This window comes from Streptomyces sp. BBFR2, assembly GCF_044497305.1.
Taxonomy (GTDB): domain Bacteria; phylum Actinomycetota; class Actinomycetes; order Streptomycetales; family Streptomycetaceae; genus Streptomyces.
This window is the reverse complement of the sequence record NZ_CP172415.1, coordinates 3,441,957-3,458,569: the sequence shown is the minus strand read 5'-3', so window position 1 is coordinate 3,458,569 and position 16,613 is coordinate 3,441,957. Positions and strand designations below refer to the sequence as shown.

General features: G+C 74.5%; 13 protein-coding genes and 1 tRNA gene. 5 read left to right on the top strand and 9 right to left on the bottom strand.

Annotation, left to right across the window (positions count from 1 at the left end; genetic code table 11):
* Window positions 1-265: 265 nt before the first annotated feature.
* Both ACGH2B_RS13690 and ACGH2B_RS13685 read right to left on the bottom strand, forming a co-directional pair.
* Window positions 266-1,171 (bottom strand): rhomboid family intramembrane serine protease, encoded by a 906-nt coding sequence (locus ACGH2B_RS13690; protein ID WP_399088458.1) that lies wholly within the window; start codon window positions 1,169-1,171, stop codon window positions 266-268.
* A 145-nt stretch (window positions 1,172-1,316) separates the two neighbouring features.
* Window positions 1,317-1,850: a peptidylprolyl isomerase gene (locus ACGH2B_RS13685; protein WP_399096976.1), complete on the bottom strand. Its 534-nt coding sequence runs from the start codon at window positions 1,848-1,850 to the stop codon at window positions 1,317-1,319.
* A 279-nt stretch (window positions 1,851-2,129) separates the two neighbouring features.
* Here ACGH2B_RS13685 and ACGH2B_RS13680 point away from each other — a divergent pair, with 279 nt between their 5' ends.
* Window positions 2,130-2,885: a DUF5324 family protein gene (locus ACGH2B_RS13680; protein ID WP_399088456.1), complete on the top strand. Its 756-nt coding sequence runs from the start codon at window positions 2,130-2,132 to the stop codon at window positions 2,883-2,885.
* Window positions 2,886-3,556: 671 nt separating this feature from the next.
* Here ACGH2B_RS13680 and ACGH2B_RS13675 read toward each other — a convergent pair.
* Complete coding sequence (locus ACGH2B_RS13675; protein ID WP_399088454.1) at window positions 3,557-4,294, bottom strand: acetoacetate decarboxylase; 738 nt, start codon at window positions 4,292-4,294, stop codon at window positions 3,557-3,559.
* Between the two features lie 200 nt (window positions 4,295-4,494).
* On the opposite strand from ACGH2B_RS13675, the gene ACGH2B_RS13670 reads away from it, so the two are divergent.
* Together ACGH2B_RS13670 and ACGH2B_RS13665 are read left to right on the top strand one after the other, a co-directional pair.
* On the top strand, window positions 4,495-5,364 hold the full coding sequence (locus ACGH2B_RS13670) for a 3-hydroxyacyl-CoA dehydrogenase family protein (protein WP_399088452.1): 870 nt from the start codon (window positions 4,495-4,497) through the stop codon (window positions 5,362-5,364).
* Between the two features lie 68 nt (window positions 5,365-5,432).
* Window positions 5,433-6,050 (top strand): TetR/AcrR family transcriptional regulator, encoded by a 618-nt coding sequence (locus tag ACGH2B_RS13665; protein ID WP_399088450.1) that lies wholly within the window; start codon window positions 5,433-5,435, stop codon window positions 6,048-6,050.
* Window positions 6,051-6,144: 94 nt separating this feature from the next.
* Here the strand turns inward: ACGH2B_RS13665 and ACGH2B_RS13660 are convergent, their stop codons facing one another.
* The 3 genes from ACGH2B_RS13660 to ACGH2B_RS13650 form a co-directional block, all read right to left on the bottom strand.
* Entirely contained in the window at window positions 6,145-7,521 is a 1,377-nt protein-coding gene (locus ACGH2B_RS13660) for a hypothetical protein (RefSeq protein ID WP_399088448.1), read from the bottom strand.
* Window positions 7,521-10,325 carry a DEAD/DEAH box helicase gene (locus ACGH2B_RS13655; protein ID WP_399088446.1) on the bottom strand — a complete coding sequence of 935 codons (2,805 nt, stop codon included), beginning with the start codon at window positions 10,323-10,325 and terminating at the stop codon, window positions 7,521-7,523. The genes ACGH2B_RS13660 and ACGH2B_RS13655 overlap by 1 nt, the downstream gene beginning before the upstream one ends.
* Before the next feature lie 353 nt (window positions 10,326-10,678).
* A tRNA-Ala gene (locus tag ACGH2B_RS13650) sits at window positions 10,679-10,751 on the bottom strand.
* Between the two features lie 128 nt (window positions 10,752-10,879).
* Between ACGH2B_RS13650 and ACGH2B_RS13645 the strand changes: the two genes are divergently transcribed.
* Window positions 10,880-11,428, top strand: coding sequence for a helix-turn-helix domain-containing protein (locus tag ACGH2B_RS13645; protein WP_399088444.1), 549 nt, complete (start codon window positions 10,880-10,882; stop codon window positions 11,426-11,428).
* Window positions 11,429-11,551: 123 nt separating this feature from the next.
* Window positions 11,552-12,847: a serine/threonine-protein kinase gene (locus ACGH2B_RS13640; RefSeq protein ID WP_399088442.1), complete on the top strand. Its 1,296-nt coding sequence runs from the start codon at window positions 11,552-11,554 to the stop codon at window positions 12,845-12,847.
* A gap of 3 nt (window positions 12,848-12,850) precedes the next feature.
* Here the strand turns inward: ACGH2B_RS13640 and ACGH2B_RS13635 are convergent, their stop codons facing one another.
* The 3 genes from ACGH2B_RS13635 to ACGH2B_RS13625 form a co-directional block, all read right to left on the bottom strand.
* Window positions 12,851-14,245, bottom strand: a complete 1,395-nt coding sequence (locus ACGH2B_RS13635) for a hypothetical protein (RefSeq protein WP_399088440.1) — start codon at window positions 14,243-14,245, stop codon at window positions 12,851-12,853.
* On the bottom strand, window positions 14,239-16,242 hold the full coding sequence (locus ACGH2B_RS13630) for a hypothetical protein (protein ID WP_399088438.1): 2,004 nt from the start codon (window positions 16,240-16,242) through the stop codon (window positions 14,239-14,241). Before ACGH2B_RS13630 ends, ACGH2B_RS13635 begins: the two co-directional genes overlap by 7 nt.
* A gap of 209 nt (window positions 16,243-16,451) precedes the next feature.
* A complete protein-coding gene (locus ACGH2B_RS13625) occupies window positions 16,452-16,586 on the bottom strand; it encodes a DLW-39 family protein (RefSeq protein ID WP_003958712.1) in 135 nt (44 codons plus the stop codon).
* Window positions 16,587-16,613 lie beyond the last annotated feature (27 nt).

Below are 16,613 nucleotides of genomic sequence, written 5' to 3'. Positions count from 1 at the left end.
GCCCTGCCCAAGGCCATCCACACAGTTATCCACAGCCGGGGAAAACTTCAGAAGATCTGTGGATAACCTCTCGGGATGTTGACGCCGGTGTGACCGGTTCCGCCCGCCCCTGCGGCCCGTCTCCCCCCTTGCTTACTGGGGAAACGCGGGTTCGCTCACTCCGGGGCGGGCTTTCCCCACAGCGTGCACAGGGTCCGCCACGCACTGTGGACAACATCGCGGAACGGGCCCTCCCGGGGCCGTTACCCCCAGGCCCGTCCGGCTCTCAGCCGGTCAACTGGAGCGTGCGTACCCACACCACACCGACGATCACCAGCAGTGCGGCGACACACGTCAGGGTGTGCACCAAGGTGCGGCGCTCGCGCGGTGCGTGCACCATGCCGTACGCCACCGCCGCGCCCACCACCAGGCCGCCGACATGCGCCTGCCAGGCGATATTCGGCCACAGGAAGGTGAAGACGAGGTTGAGGGCCAGCAGGATCAGGACGGGCTTCATGTCGTAGTTCAGCCGCCGCAGCAGGACCGCTGTGGCACCGAGCAGGCCGAAGATCGCGCCGGAGGCACCGAGCGAGGGCTGGTTCTGCGCGGCGAGCAGATACGACAGGGCGCTGCCGCCGAGCCCGGCGAGCAGGTAGAGGGCGGTGTACCGCAGCCGGCCGAGCGCCGCTTCCAGGGGCGGGCCCAGCCACCACAGGGACAGCATGTTGAACGCGATGTGCGGGATCTCCTGGTGCAGGAAGACCGCGGTGAGCAGGCGGTACCACTGCCCCTCGGCGACACCGACGAGCTGGTAGTGCTGCGGGTCGAAGGCGAGGCCGATCAGGTCGAGGCGCCCGACGAGCCCGCTGGTGGCGTAGACGGCGATGAAGACGGCGACGTTGAGGCCCAGCAGGATCTTGGTGACCAGCTTGGGGTCGGTGGCGACGGCGCCGCCCGCGAGGGTGCGCGGGGTGGTGGCGTGCGCGGAGTGGCCCGTGCCGCTGCCGGTGCGTACGCACTCCGGGCACTGGAAGCCGACCGAGGCGCTGACCATGCAGTCGGGGCAGATCGGCCGTTCGCAGCGGGTGCAGGTGACGCCCGTCGGGCGGTCGGGATGGCGGTAGCAGCCCGGCAGGCCACGCCCGCCGTCCGCGTCCTGCGGCTCCTGCGGCGTGCCTGGCACCTGGTCCATCGCTCGGTCGTCCTCTCTGCGGCTGGGCGCGTCATCACAACACACCCGCCCGCCACCGGGCCAGCACGCGGGGCGCCCCGCCTGGTCTACGACCGGGCGGGGCGCAAGGTTCCCGGGGCGGCGGGCACGGCGGCCCGCCACCGGGTCAGCTTTCGCGGTTCTCGATGGTGACCGACTCGATGACGACGTCCTGGACCGGACGGTCGGTGCGCGGGTTGGTCTGGGCTGCGGCGATGGCGTCCACGACCTTCTTGCCGGCCTCGTCGGCGACCTCGCCGAAGATGGTGTGCTTGCCGGTCAGCCACGCGGTCGGCGCGACGGTGATGAAGAACTGCGAGCCGTTGGTGCCCGGACCGGCGTTGGCCATGGCCAGCAGGTACGGCTTGGTGAAGGCCAGGTCGGGGTGGAACTCGTCGGCGAACTCGTAGCCGGGGCCGCCGGTGCCGTTGCCGAGCGGGTCGCCGCCCTGGATCATGAAGCCGCTGATCACGCGGTGGAAGACGGTGCCGTCGTACAGCTTGTCCGTGGACTTGCGGCCGGTGGCCGGGTCGGTCCACTCCCGCTCTCCCTGGGCGAGCTGGACGAAGTTCTTGACCGTCTTGGGGGCATGGTTCGGCAGCAGCCGAAGGGTGATGTCGCCCTGGTTGGTCTTCAGGGTGGCGTAGAGCTGCTCGGCCACGGATCTGCCTTCCATGAGTCTTCGCTGACGGATTCCGATCCTCGCACGGACCGCCCCGGCGCGCGGTCCGTGCCATGGCCCGCCCCGGTGCGTCCCGCCCTGGTGGCGGTATGCGCGGGTCTTCCGCCGCCGGGCACCCGCCCGTGACCCGGATGCCCGCGGGTACATGCCGTACGGCGGGCGAGCAGGCATGATCGTCAACCGGGTGGACAGGCGAGACAGCAGAGCTGGGGGAGCAGCCCCCACGGACCCGGACACACCACCGAGGAGGAGGATCCCGTGACCCGCAAGGACAGCGTGCGTGCCGCGACCGGTTCGGCCAGGGACAGCGTGCGGCACGCCGCTGAGGTGGTGGCTCCCTACGCCGGTACGGCCAGGGACACCGCGGTGCAGTTCGCCCAGGAGGCGCGGACGCGCGTGGCGCCGAGGGTGACGGAGGCCGCGCAGCAGGCCCGCACCCGGGTGGCCCCCCTGATGACGGAGGCCGCCCAGCAGGCCCGTGCCCGCTACGACAGCCATCTGCAGCCACACATCGAGCACGCCCGGGGCGCGCTGCCGCCGAAGGTGGACGCGGCGGCGTGCCGCGCCGCCCACCGCACCCGCTCCGCGGCGCGGCAGGCCGCCGACTATGCCGCGCCCCGGGTGGAGAGCGCCGTGCACTCCGCCCGCGCGGCCGCCGAACCGGTCCGCGAGGAGGCGTTCGCCCGTGGCACCGCGGCCCTCGCGGCGCTGCGCGGTCAGGTGTCGGCCGCCGAGATCGAGAAGCTGGCGCGGAAGAACCGCTGCCGGGCCCGGGCCGGGAAGGCCGCCAAGCGGCTGCTGCTGGTGGGCCTGCTGGCCGGGGGCGCCGTCGCCGCCTGGAAGTGGTGGGACAAGCAGGCCAACCCGGACTGGCTGGTGGAGCCGCCCGCCCCGACCGAGGTGAACGAGCCCGGCCGGCTCAGCTCCGTCGACGGCAGCGGCCCCGCGGCCCGCGCCGACCGTCCGGACGAGGACAAGGAGCGCGGCGACGGGCCGGGCGGCGCCTCGGCCTGACCCCGGCGCCGCCGCGGCTCCGCCCGGCGCGGAGCCGTCATCACGTGGCCGCGCGCTGCCGGGTGGCGGCAACGCGCGGCCACCACAGGCCGGGATGCCGAGGCCGGTGGGCCGGCCCGCACGCTCCGGATGCCGAACGGTGCCCGTCGCCCTGGGTGGGTGGCGGGCACCGTCGTGTGAGGGCAGGCCGTACGCCCATGGGCAGGGCCACCCGCCGTGGATGTTTCACGGGAAACATCGACGATCGGTGTCTCCGGGCGCCCGCAAGGTTTCACGTGAAACGGCCGCACCGGCCGGGCGAACCGACCGGTGCCGCTGCCCGAACCGGCCAGGCCAGGCCAGGCCACCACACCCGCGCCCGAGCCGTACCGGGCCGCCGCCCCGCCCCTGGCCCGATCCGGGCCCGAACCGGACGGGCCCCGAACCGAGTCCAAGCCCGAGCCCAATCCCGAGCCCGACCGGCCCCACCCCGATCCAGCCGAGCCGATCAAGCCCGACCCGCACCGAGCAATCACAGCCGGCCCCGGCCAAGCCGAACCGGACCGAGCAACCACCGGGCCCGAACCAGTCAGAGCCGGACCGAGCAACCGCCCCACCCCTCCCGAGCCGGCGAGACCGCCCCCACCCGGATCGCCCCGGACCGCCCGCCCGGCTCTCCCCCTCAGGCCGCCTCAGTCCGCCAGGTAGTCGTGTGCCACCTCGGCGATCCCGAGCGTGAGGTCGGTGAGGAGGTGGGTGGCGGACACGACCTCGCGGACCGGGAGGTCGGCCAGCGGCGCCAGGACGTGCTCGAAGAGCTGGAGGCGGGCCGGGCCGCTCCAGGAGCCCTTCACCGTGAGGTCCGCGATCTCCGTACGCACCAGCTCGCAGATCCGCGGACGCCCGTCGTAGTGCCGCGTGGTCTTGAGCATGAACGTGGGCAGGGACAGCTCCGCGCGGGCGTCCTCGGCGGAGAGCGGCGCGTGCTTGTAGCCCATGGTGGCGGTGGCGACGCGGAGGGAGCCGTAGTCGAGAGTGCCGACGAGGGTGTCGGAGTCGACGTACAGCCGCGGGGCGCCCGCCTTCTTCGGGTAGGCGCTCATCTCCCGGCCGGAGGCGATGGCCGGGAGGCTGTCCACGTACATCCCGAGGCTGAACTCGCCCCGCTCGCCGTCGAGTTCGACGGGGACGAGCTGGCCGCACTCGGTGTAGTCGCCGAGCCCGGTCACGTCGGGCATCCGCATCACCTCGAAGCGGACCAGCGGCTCGGGTATCCGCAGCGGCTCCGGCACGACGGCCCGCAGGGCGTCCGGGTCGGTGCGGTAGGTGATGTTGAGGTACTCGCGATCGATGAAGCGGTACGGCGGCATCGGGTAGGCGGGGGCGTTCACCGGCGTGGTGAGCAACTGGTGGATCTGGGCTTCGCGCATGGTGTGACCTTGCTTTCTCGACCGGGCGGCAGACCATCCATCCCGCGGGAAATAGGGGTGGATAAGGGGGTGGGCCGCACCGCCCATTTGGCATACACCTTGTATCCGATACACACTGTATCTCGTAGTCGACCGTGACGCCGTCTGCGCCCCGGCCTCCCTCCCCGCCTCTCGCGACGGGAACCGCACCAGGAGTCAACGTGACCTTCACCCTCCCCACCGCACCGGAAAACCGCCCCGTGGCCGTGATCGGCGCCGGAACTCTCGGCCGCCGTATCGCCCTGATGTTCGCCACCCGCGGCGGCCTCGTCCGTGTCTACGACCCCGCCGCCGAGGCCGGTGACGCGGCCCGCGCCTACGTCGAGAAGGAGCTGCCCGCCGTCGCCGCGAGCCTGGAGGGCGGCCGGCCGGGCACCGTCGAGACCACCACCGACCTGACCCGCGCACTGGACGATGCCTGGCTGGTCGTCGAGGCCGTACCGGAGCGGCTGGATCTCAAGAAGAAGATCTTCGGAGAGCTGGACGCGGCGGCTCCGGCCGACGCGATCCTCGCCAGCAACTCGTCCTCGTACGCCACCAGCAATCTCGTCGGGAGCGTCCGTCACCCCGAGCGGCTGCTGAACATCCACTTCTACATGCCGCCGAAGCAGAACGCCGTCGACCTCATGTCGTGCGGGCACACCGACCGCGCCGTCCTCGACCTGCTCCTGCGCACGCTCCCGGCCTACGGCATCCACCCCTTCGAGGCGCACAAGGAGAGCACCGGTTTCATCTTCAACCGCATCTGGGCCGCGATAAAGCGCGAATCCCTCGCCGTCGTCGCCGACGGCGTCTCCACCCCCGAGGACATCGACGGGATGTGGCAGGTCAACATGGGCACCGCCGCCGGACCGTTCCGGATGATGGACGCCGTCGGCCTCGACGTGGTCCTCGACATCGAGAACCACTACGCCGAGGAGAACCCGCACCTGCCCGAGGGGCCCCGCGATCTCCTGCGCCGTTACGTCGACGAGGGGCGTCTCGGCGTCAAGACGGGGCGTGGCTTCTACGACTACGACCTGCCTGGCTGACATCGGCGGGCGGCCCGCCGACGGGCACGTACCCTCGACGCCGTCCCCCCGCAGCAAGGAGCCGGTACGTGCCCAAATCCCCGACCAAGCGTCGCCCCCTCACCGTTGCCGCGCTCGGTGAGAGCGCCCTCGCACTCTTCACCGAGCGCGGCTTCCACGCCACATCCGTGAGCGACATCGTGAGCAGGGCCGGCCTCACCCGGGGTGCCTTCTACTCCAACTTCCGTGACAAGGAAGAGCTGTTCCTCTCCCTCTACGACGCGCACGCCGACCGGCTGCTGGAGGAACTCACCTGCCGGGCCGAGGCAGTTGGCGGCACGCCCGACCCGGTGGCGGGCCTCTTCGACCAGTTGGCCGCCCACAACGAGCAGGAACGCGCGTGGTTCCTGGTCTCGATGGAGTTCACCCTGCACGCCGCCCGGAACCCGGAGGTGGCCCGCGCCCTCGCCGTGCACGAGGAACGCCTCAACACCGGGATCGCGGACATCCTCACCCGCTGCCTGGAGCGCACCGGCCGCGCCCCCGAGGTCTCCGCGCTCACCCTCGCCCGGCTCGTCGTCGCCTTCTTCGAGGGCCTGACCGCTCAGGAGGTCACCCACGCCGGTGACCACGACACCCCGGCGCTCGTCCACCGCGCCCTGCCCCACCTCGTCCAGGCACTGAGCCGGCCGGACGAGCACGGCTGACCGGGGCGCCCGTCCCCGGCGGGGAGGCCACCGGGGACGGCATCCGCCCGGCCGCCGACGGAGCGGTCAGGCACCGCGGGAGCGCGGGCGGCCCTCAGCCGTCCGCCGGATCCGCGGCTTCCGCCTCTCCCTCCGCCTCCTCCGCCCCCGCCGGCTCCAGCAGTTCGGCCAGGGCCGAGGACGGATCGGGGCCGGGAGCGCCCGCCGGCCACCAGGTGCCGGAGGCGCGGCGGTAGGGGTACCAGCGCCCGTCGCGGCCCAGCCGCAGTTGAAGACCGCGGCCGGGCAGGGTCCAGTGGTTGCCGTCCACCGTGAACGGGGACGGCTCCCCGGCCGCCCCGTCCTCCATCTCCTCCCAGGCGGCCAGCAGCGCGGTACGGGCCCGGGCCGCCTCCGGCCCCGACGGAGCCCAGGATTCGGCCAGAACCGCCAGCCCGGCCCGGCCGCCGGTGCGCCAGGCCGCCGCAGCCCGGTCCAGCCCCTCCGGATCACCGCAGGACTCCCGCAGCCGGGCCCGCACGCGCGGATCGGGGTGGGTGGCGGCGAGCCGTACGGTGTCCTGCCAACGATCCAGGGGCGGGGGCGGCGCGGTATCGGTGAGCAGCGCGGCGAGCAGTTCCCGGGCCCGGACGGCGGCGTCCGCGGCGAGGAGTTCCAAGGGGTCGGCGCCGATGCCGGTGACCGTGGCGGGGCGCTGCCGCGGCGCGGGCAGCGGGGGCAGCGGCGGGAGCGGGACGGCGGGGCGGGCGTAGGCCCGCCGGTTGACCTCCCAGAGCCGGTCGTCCGGTCCGTCGCCCGGCTCCCCGTCGCCCGGCTCCCCGTCGCCCGGCCCGCTCTCGCCGTCGTCCTCGGCGCCCTCGCCGTCCTCGTCCGCCGCCCCGGCCATCGACCGGAACAGCACGGCGTACTTCAGCTCCTCCAGGGCGCTCTCCGCGTCCCGGCCGCGCAGGAGGAGGAGCAGCCAGGGGTCCTCGTCGAGCAGCCGGCCCACCTGGTAGGCCAGGGCCAGGGCGTGGGGGCAGGGGTGGTCGAAGCTGTCGCAACCGCACTCCGCGACGAGGTTCGCGTAGCCGGGCAGCAGCCCCACCCGGGCGTCCTCCGCCGCCTCCAGCAACTCCTCGGGCATCTCGCCCGCCAGCAGCGCCTCGGCCACGGCGGGCCGGTCCGCGCAGTGTTCCCAGAGCCGTTCCCAGGCGTCGTCGTCCAGCTCCCGTGGGGTGAGGACGGTGGTGCGGGCCTCCTCGTCCCCGTACACATCGGCCGCGATCCGCCCCGGGCCGAGGGTGACCGGGCCGAGCCGCCCGCCGCGCGCGAGGGCGCGGCCCTCCCGCAGCGGGCCCTCCTCGGGCCAGGTGTCCTCCACCGCGTCGGCCCAGGACGCCGCCCAGAACGACCGGCCGCGGACGCTTTTGCCCCGCCGCGCCGGGAAGGCGGGGAAACCCACCGCCCGGCCGCTGTCCGAACCGCTCATCAGATGCTCCTCAGTTCCACGAGGTTGGCCAGTTCGGCGTTGGTCAGCTCGGTCAGGGCCTGCTCGCCCGCGCCGAGCACCGCGTCGGCCAGCTCCTTCTTCGCCTCCAGCAGCCGCGCGATGCGGTCCTCGACCGTGCCCTCGGCGATCAGCCGGTGCACCTGGACCGGCCGGGTCTGCCCGATGCGGTACGCGCGGTCGGTGGCCTGGGCCTCGACCGCCGGGTTCCACCAGCGGTCGTAGTGGACGACGTGATCGGCGCGGGTGAGGTTCAAACCGGTGCCGGCCGCCTTCAAGGACAGCAGGAAGACGGGGAAGGCGCCGTCCTGGAAGGACCGCACCAGCTCCTCCCGACGGGCCACGGGCGTCCCGCCGTGCAGGAACCGCGCCTCGACGCCCCTCTCGCGCAGATGGCGTTCGAGGAGCCGGCCCATCGTGACGTACTGCGTGAAGACCAGCGCCGCGCCGTCCTCGGCGGTGATGGTGGTGAGCAGTTCGTCGAGGAGGGCGAGTTTGCCGGAGCGTCCTGGCAGCGGCCCGTCCGTCTCACCGAGGAACTGCGCCGGGTGGTTGCAGATCTGCTTGAGGCCGGTGAGCAGCTTGAGGACGAGGCCGCTGCGGGCGATGCCGCTGCCGGACCGGATCTCCGCCATCACCGCGTCGACCTGCTCGCGGTAGAGGGTTTCCTGCTCTCCGGTGAGCGCCACCGGGTGGTCGGTCTCGGTCTTGGGCGGCAGCTCGGGCGCGATACCGGGGTCGGTCTTGCGCCGCCGCAGCAGGAAGGGCCGCACCAGGTCGGCGAGGAGACGGGCGGTCGGCCGCTCCGCGACGCCCTCCCGCCGCTCCGCCTCGACCGGCGCGATCCAGCGGCGGCGAAAGCGCCCGTACCCGCCGAGCAGCCCGGGGGTGGTCCAGTCGAGGACCGCCCACAGTTCGGCGAGGCTGTTCTCGACCGGGGTGCCGGTCAGCGCGATCCGGGCCCGCGCGGGGATCCGCCGCAGCGCCTTCGCCGTGCCGGAGCGGGCGTTCTTCACATGCTGGGCCTCGTCCGCGACCACCAGCCCCCAGCCGTGCCCGGCCAGCACCTCCGCGTCCAGCCGCATGGTGCCGTACGTGGTGAGGACGAAGCCGTCGGTGGCGCCGTCGAGTGTCCGGCCCGGACCGTGGTGGCGCCGTACGGGCGTGCCCGGGGCGAACCGGCCCACCTCGCGCTCCCAGTTGCCGAGCAGCGAGGCGGGACAGACCACCAGCGTGGGGCCCCGGCTGTGCGCGCGGTCCTGGCGGGCCAGGTGCAGGGCGATCAACTGGACGGTCTTGCCCAGGCCCATGTCGTCGGCGAGGCAGCCGCCGAGGCCCAGCTCGGTGATCCGCGTCAGCCAGCGCAGCCCGTGCAACTGGTAGTCGCGCAGGGTGGCGGTGAGCGCGGCCGGCTGGTCCGAAGGGGCGCCGTCGCCGGGCGCGTCCAGGCACCGGCGCAGGGCGTCCAGCCAGGGCCCGGGAGCGACCCGGACGCGTTCCGGCCCCACCTCGGCGTGGCCGGTCAGCGCCGCGGCGAGGGCCTCGATCGCGGTCAGCGGCGACAGGTGCGGCTCGCGTGCCTTGCGCGACAGGGCCGCGTCCACGAGGGCCCAGCGCTCGCGCAGCCGCACCACGGCCCGGCCGTCCGCGGCGACGGCGGCGGTCTCCGCGTCGGTGAGCGGCTCCCCGTCCAGCTCGATCCGCCACCGCACGGCGACGGTGCCGTCCCCGCCGAAGAAGGAACGGAGTTCGGCGGGCGGTTCACGGTCGGGGCCGATCACCACCCGGGCGGTCAGCGCCCGGGTGGCGTCCTGCGGCCGGACCACGTCGACGCCGTGGGCGGCCAGCCGGTCGGCGGCGCCCGAGAACAGCTCCCGGACCTCCGCGTCGTCCAGGACCAGCCGACCGGGCACCGGGATCAGCCGCTCCAGCGGCGGCCACACCCCGGCGGCCCGGCGGACGGCGAGGACCGTCTCGGCCTGGGCGCGCGGGCCGAGCGCGTGATCGGCGCTGCGGAACAGTTCGTCCGCGTCGAGGGCGAGATCGGGGTCGGCGAGGCTGTGCACCCGGGGCACCAGGTGGACGGCGGGCGGCCGGTCGCCGTCCTCCGTCAGCTCGGTCCGGAGCGACACCCGGACACCGGAGTCGAGCCCCGCGGACATCTCCTCGGCCCATTCCCGCAGATGGGGGACGTGCTGCGGGGCGGTGGCCGCGAACGCGTCGCGGCCCGTGGCGGCGGGCGCCGCGGCGGTGCGCGGCAGGGTGTCGGCGACCGCGTCGGCGAAGGCGCGCACCAGCTCCGCGGGGTCGCTGCCCGGCGCCGCGTACGCCTCGGCGGGCGCCGCCCCGGCCAGCTCCCGCAGCCGCCGGGCGTCCTCGGCGTCGAGGGGCCCGGCCCGCCAGGCGTCGTACCCGCCGGCGGAGACCCCGGGCAGCAGCCGCTCCCGGGCGGTCAGATGCAGCCCCAGGGCGAGTGCGCCGCCCCAGAACGCCGCGGCCCGGTGGACGCCGTCACCGCCCCGGGCGCGGGCGAGCGCCAGGGCCGGGAAGGCATCGGCCAGGGGCAGCCGCAGCACGGGCACCCGGCACAGCGCCGCCTCCCCCGCCGCGCCGCCGGGCACCACCAGCTCGGCCGTGCCCCGCTCACCGGTGGCCGGTCCGGACGGCGGGGCGCCGCCCGCCGGATCCCAGAAGACGACGCGGCCCGTCCGCGCCGGATCGCCCGGCTCGAACACGGCCGCGTACCGTGCCAGCAGTTCCGCCTCTTCGCGTGCCATCCCCGTCATGCGTACCGCTCTCTCCCCGACTCTCCCCGCCGAACCACCGCCCGCCGGGTACCGGTCCCGTGGGAAAGCCGGTCTCGTCGGAGTGCTGTGAACGACGGCGGGGGCCCCTGTGTTCCCGAACGGGCGGACGAAAAAACCGGACCGGAACGAGCGTCGGCCGACGTCGGCGGCGGGTACGCGAGGGCACCCCGGGCCCCCAGTACGGGGACGCCGCCGCGCCACCCGGCACGTATCCGCTCCCGCCGTACGGCGCCGTGCGGCGGGCGGGGCGGGACGGGACGCCAACACCGCGCCCCCGCCCACGGAAAAACCCCTCCGCTCTGCGTTCTCGCAGTTCGGAGGGGTTTGAGGAGTGGAGCCTAGGGGAGTCGAACCCCTGACATCTGCCATGCAAAGACAGCGCTCTACCAACTGAGCTAAGGCCCCGTCGCCGACCAGGGTACCTGGTGCGGGGGCGCTTTCCCGACCGGGTATCGCCCGGCACCGTCGCTCTCCGTAGGATGCTTCGCGAGATTCGCGGCAGCGAAGCGTGACCGGGGAGATGGGGAGACGGCATGGACGCAGCACAGCAGGAAGCCACCGCGCGGGCCCGGGAGCTGCAGCGAAATTGGTACGGGGAACCGCTCGGCGCCCTCTTCCGCCGCCTCATCGACGACCTCGGGCTCAACCAGGCCCGGCTCGCCGGTGTCCTCGGTCTCTCCGCGCCGATGCTGTCGCAGCTCATGAGCGGTCAGCGGGCCAAGATAGGCAACCCCGCCGTGGTCCAACGGGTCCAGGCACTCCAGGAGTTGGCCGGTCAGGTCGCCGACGGCAGCGTCAGCGCCGCCGAGGCCACCGACCGGATGGACGAGATCAAGAAGACCGCGGGCGGTTCGGTGCTGAGCAACACCTCGCAGGCCGTCTCGTCGACCGGCTCGACCACCGTGCGGCGCGTGGTGCGGGAGATCCAGTCACTGCTGCGCTCCGTTTCGGACGCCGGCGAGATCATCGAAGCGGCGAACGCCCTCGCCGCCACCCACCCGGAGCTGGCAGAGTTCCTCCGGGTCTACGGTGCCGGCCGCACCGGGGACGCGGTCGCCCACTACGAGGCGCACCAGAGCTAGGCCGCGCCCTTCCGCTCCTCGTGGACCGGCCCACCGGGCGAGGCACCCGCGACGAGCGGAAAGGCACGGCCCGGCCGGGCCGGTCACCGCGGGTACGCACAGGTTGGAAAGTGACGGGGCACCATGGGTGAGATCTTCGCCGGGCGGTACGAACTGGTCGACCCGGTCGGGCGCGGGGGCGTGGGCGCCGTCTGGCGTGCCTGGGACCACCGGCGGCGCCGCTACGTCGCCGCCAAGGTGCTCCAGCAGAGCGACGCGCACACCCTGCTGCGGTTCGTCCGCGAACAGGCGCTGCGGATCGACCACCCGCACGTCCTCGCCCCGGCGAGCTGGGCCGCCGACGACGCCAAGGTCCTGTTCACCATGGATCTGGTGCACGGCGGCTCGCTCGCCCACCTCATCGGCGACTACGGCCCGCTGCCCCCGCGGTACGTCTGCGTCCTGCTGGACCAACTGCTGGCCGGGCTGACCGCGGTGCACGACGAGGGCGTGGTGCACCGCGACATCAAACCGGCCAACATCCTGCTGGAGGCGACCGGCACCGGGCGGCCGCATCTGCGCCTGTCGGACTTCGGCATCGCGATGCGCAAGGGCGAACCGCGGCTCACCGAGACCAACTACGTGGTCGGCACGCCCGGATACTTCGCGCCGGAGCAGATGCTGGGCGCCGAACCGGACTTCCCCGCCGACCTGTTCGCGGTCGGCCTGGTCGCGCTCTACCTGATCACCGGCACCAAACCGGACGCCGACGCGCTGGTGCGGCACTTCACCGAGCACGGCGTACCGCACGCGCCCGAGGGCGTCCCGGAGCCGCTGTGGCAGGTGCTGGCGACGCTGCTCCACCCCGACCCGGAGTCCCGCTTCCGTACCGCCACCGGGGCGCGGAAGGCGGTGCTGGCCGCCGTCGAGCTGCTGCCCGAGGCGGGCATCGACGAGGAGGCCGTGGAGGTCTTCGACCACATAGGCCCGCTGCCCGAGGGGTTCGGGCCACAGGGACCGCTCGCCCCGCCGCGCGACGGCGGCCCCGGCGCTCCCGGCGCGCCGCGCTCCTCCTCCGGCAGCGGGAGCTTCGCCCTAGCCCCGCCCGGACAGCCGCTGCCCCGGCCGCTCCCGCAGCCGCCCGCCACCCCGCCGGCCCCGGTGGCCGCCCCGTACGTCCCGGCTCCCGCGACGCCTCCGGGCACACCGCCCGGCACTCCTTGGGGAACACCGCCGTCGGGGACGTACCGGCCGGCCGCCGGCCCCTGGCAGCAGCCGCCGGCCACCCGGCCCTACACCTCACCGCAGGCGCCCGCAGCGCCGGTGCCGCCCGCCCCCGTGGCGCGGCGTCCCGGGCCACCGGCCAAGGTGGCGGTGCCCGTGCTCGTCGTCGCGCTGCTCTGCATCGCCTTCGGCATCTGGGCGCTCACCGTCTCCTGACCGCTACCGGCGGCCGGACCACCCGGGCGGGATGCCCGGGGCCCGCGGCCCCGACCGCGTGGGCTCCGCCGCGTGCGCCTGCGCGGAGAGCGCGGGGTCGTCGGCGACGGACGTCCGGCGGACCCGCAGCGTCCAGGCCCCGAGGGCGGCCAGCAGCACCGCACCCGTGCCGATCCCGGCGTAGCCCAGTGTCCGCAGATTCCCGCCGCCGTCCGGCCGCGGTGCGGGCAGCCCCTCCTCCGCCGCCTCCTGACCCCCGGGCCGTACGGAGAAGTCCCCGGCGGGCCCGGCGTACCCCGGCCCCGGCCGGGCCGCACCGCGGACGTCCACCCGCAGCGTGAGGTCCGCGCCCCGCGGGAAGAACCGCGCGGCGTCCGGGTGGAGCGTGACCTCCAGGTAGTACCAGCCGGCGACCCGCACGGCCCGCACCTCGTCGGAGGCGGCGAAGCGGTTGCCGTACGCCACGGGCGCGGTGAACAGCTTCGAGGCGGCGGGCCGCCCGTCGTAGAAGACGAAGGTGTCGTCGTCGATCACGCCGCGCGCCGGGTTGTACGCGGTCACCCCGAGCGCCTTGGCGATGCCCGCGCCGCCGGCCGCGTCGGGCAGCTCCGCGCTGACGTTGAGGCGCTGGCCCCAGTCGACCGGCACCCGGTAGAAGCGGGACTCACCGGGCCGGATGCGGTCCCGCCACAGCCCCGTGCCCACGGACCCCGCGTTGTGGAAACCGCTGCCACCGCGGGCCTGCCGCTTGGTACCGGAGGCCGGCGGCGGAGGCGTCGCCGACGGCCAACTGCCCTCCGTGGGCGCGGCGGGCGGGGTGCCCTTGAGACCCGGCTCGGAGAGATGGGTGATCTCGATCGGCCACGCCTGCGGCCCGGAGGTCGCCGGGCCCTCCCGGCTGACGACGAGGTAGTACGCCCCGGCGCTCCGGCACCGCGCGCTGTCGCCGTCGACGCCGCGGGTGGCGTGGTCGGCGATGGGGTACGCCGTGCCGTCCGCGCGGAACGCCGGATCGGCCTCCCGGTCGCAGATGGTGCCGTCGGCGTCCTGCACGCTGATCTTGATGCGGTCGGCGTGGTCCTCGACCTTGGTGCCCGGCGGCGGCGCGGCGACCACCGAGAAGTACGCGGTGGACTTCGCGTCGAGCGGCACGGTGTAGTACTTCCGCTCCCCGCGCCCGATGGCGTCGGTGTACGTCCCCGTGCCGATCTCCGGGGCATCGGCCGCGCCGGCCCGGCCCTTGACCGGGACGGCGTCCGGCGCCGTGGTGTAGCGGGGCACGTCCTCGATGTCCGTGCCGGCCGCGGACGCCGTGCCCACCGCGCCCGGTGCCAGCGCCACCGCCGAGAGCGCGGCCAGCGCGGCGGTGGCCCTCCGGATCGCACGCCCCGTCACCATGGCTCCCCCTTCGCCGCGTTCCTCCGCCGCTCCCGCGCCCGTTGCTCCTGCCCCGGAACGGCCGGCCGCACCGTACTGTCCGTCCGCGGATCCACCGGCCCGGCCCCGGCACCGCCCCGCACCGGGCGGCGCGCCCGGAGGTACGCCCCCGCGAGCCCGGCCAGCAGCAGGACCCCCACTCCGAGGGAACACCCGGCCACGACCGGACCGGGCTTCCAGCCGGCCCCGGGCAGCTTGCCGTTGTCCTCGTCCGGCGCCGTGTCGCCGGACGTGGTGTGGGAGGCCCGGCCCGCGCCCGCCCCCGGGCCGGACTTCGCCTTCCCCAGGACCGCGACCCGCAGCACCACCCCGACCTGCGCGTTCGGGGCGGACCGGGCGGCGTCGGCGCCCAGCGTCACCGCGAGGTAGAAGTCTCCGGCGCGGTGCACCGGTACGACATGGGTGCCGGACTCGTAGCGGTTGCTCCAGGCCACCGGCACGGTCCCCATCCGCAACGACGTCGGTTTCCCGGTGTACGGCCTGCGGGAGGTGAACTCGCCGGTGCCGTTGCCCACCGGCACCCGGTCCGGTGTGTAGACCTGGGTGGCCGCGTACGAGTAGTGCGTACTGCGGCCGTTCACCGTCGGCTCGTTGGCGAACTGCACGTCGTAGCGGAGTTGCTGGCCCCAGCCGACCGGCACCTTGTACCAGAGGGTCCGGGCGGGCAGCAGCCGGTCGCGCCAGACGCCCTGACCCAGCGCCCGGGCGTCGTTGAAGCCGGTGCCGCCCCGGACGTCCTTCGGGGCGCCCGCGGGCAGCACCGCGTCCTTGCCGCCCGCGCCGTACTCCGGTGCCGACTGCGCGGGGGTGACGCCCTTCTCCAGCGGATGTTCCACGTGAAACGTCAGCTCCACCGGCCACCGCGCGCCGTCCGCCCCGCGCCCCGCTCGGCGTTCGACGACGAACCAGTACCGCCCGGCCTTGTCGCAACTGCGGTAGCCGCTCTCCGACGGCACCCGGCTGAGCCCCGAGGTGAGCGGAGTGGCCCCCTCCCGCTGGCCGAACAACTGCGTGGCGGCCCCGCAGACACCGGCGGTGCCGTACGCCAGCTCGGTGTGGAGCGCGTCCGCGACGCCGACGGCGGCGCCGGGTCTCGGCGCCAGCGTCGCCGAGAAGTCGGCGGTGGAGGCGGCATCCAGATCGACGGCGTAGTACCGCTTCTCGTTCGGGCCGATGGTGTCGGTGTACTGACCGGGCGTAAGGCTCGGCGCACTCTCCCGGGACGCCGCGCCACGCACCCGATCGCCCTTCAAGCGGTAGCCACCGGCGGAGAGTTGCCCGGCCCGCTCCACCTGCCGGGTGAGCGCGGCGGCGTCCCGCACGTCGTAGGACCGCCCGCCCCCCGCCCCGGCCGCGCACTCCCGCCGCTGCCGGGCCGGGCCGGACACCTGGAAACCGGCGGTGTCGATCCGCGGCTCCCCGGCCGACCGGCCGATCCGGTCCGCGACCGCGCACGGCGACGGCGTCCGGCAGCCGTCCTCACCGCCCGGGACCAGCAGGATCGCCCGCTCACCGCCGGAACTCCCGCCGGGCGCCCGCAGATCGGCCGCGGCGGCCCGGAGCGACCGGCCGATGGAGCCACCCCCTTCGGACCCGACGGCGGCGACCGCCTTCCCGAGACCGTCACGGCCGGACAGGCCGACGGGCCGCACCGACCGGGCGTCGTCGCACCCCCGCGTTCCGCCGTCCCCGTGGCCCCGCGGCCCGGTGGGGTGGCCGTCCGGCCCGGCATCGGCGACGGCGCTGACGGCATGACGGGCGTCGGCGATCCGGCCGGTGCCGGTGCCGGAGCCGTCGTCCCGCGCCATCGAGCCGGAGGAGTCGAGGACCGCCACCGCGCCGCCGCCCTCGGCGCGGGCGGCCGGTACCGGGCGGGCGGCGTGCGCCGGTGCCGCGGCCGACGCCAGCAACAACCCGCAGGTCAGCGCCGCCCGCCACCGTCGATGCCGTCGTGCCATGCCCTCGTCCCCCTCGCGCCGTACGGGTACCCCACCACGTGACTTTGCTAGTGCAACTCAATCATGTGCTATGGCAAACACACGGGGCGGAGCCACAGCCGCACCACGGCGTCCGTACCCCGGGTGCCACCCGCACCCACCCCCGACGCACGAAACCCCGGAAGCCAGTGGCAACCGGGGTCCGTACAAACTGTGCTGGGCGTCTGGTCTCACACACCCGAACCTGCGGGCACGGAGTCGGTCGCCTCCGTCCACAGATCCTGCTCGGCGCGATCCGCCTGGATCTGGCGGTACACGAGGAGCCCGCCGATGGCGGCCAGTGCGACCAGGAGAAGCTTCTTCACCGCGCGACCTCGTCTTTCGTTGACGTA

Coding starts and splice junctions, on each gene's coding strand:
- ACGH2B_RS13690 (WP_399088458.1), bottom strand. CDS start 1,171: ATGGACCAGGTGCCAGGCACGCCGCAGGAGCCGCAGGACGCGGACGGC.
- ACGH2B_RS13675 (WP_399088454.1), bottom strand. CDS start 4,294: ATGCGCGAAGCCCAGATCCACCAGTTGCTCACCACGCCGGTGAACGCC.
- ACGH2B_RS13660 (WP_399088448.1), bottom strand. CDS start 7,521: ATGAGCGGTTCGGACAGCGGCCGGGCGGTGGGTTTCCCCGCCTTCCCG.
- ACGH2B_RS13655 (WP_399088446.1), bottom strand. CDS start 10,325: ATGACGGGGATGGCACGCGAAGAGGCGGAACTGCTGGCACGGTACGCG.
- ACGH2B_RS13645 (WP_399088444.1), top strand. CDS start 10,880: ATGGACGCAGCACAGCAGGAAGCCACCGCGCGGGCCCGGGAGCTGCAG.
- ACGH2B_RS13640 (WP_399088442.1), top strand. CDS start 11,552: ATGGGTGAGATCTTCGCCGGGCGGTACGAACTGGTCGACCCGGTCGGG.
- ACGH2B_RS13635 (WP_399088440.1), bottom strand. CDS start 14,245: ATGGTGACGGGGCGTGCGATCCGGAGGGCCACCGCCGCGCTGGCCGCG.
- ACGH2B_RS13630 (WP_399088438.1), bottom strand. CDS start 16,242: ATGGCACGACGGCATCGACGGTGGCGGGCGGCGCTGACCTGCGGGTTG.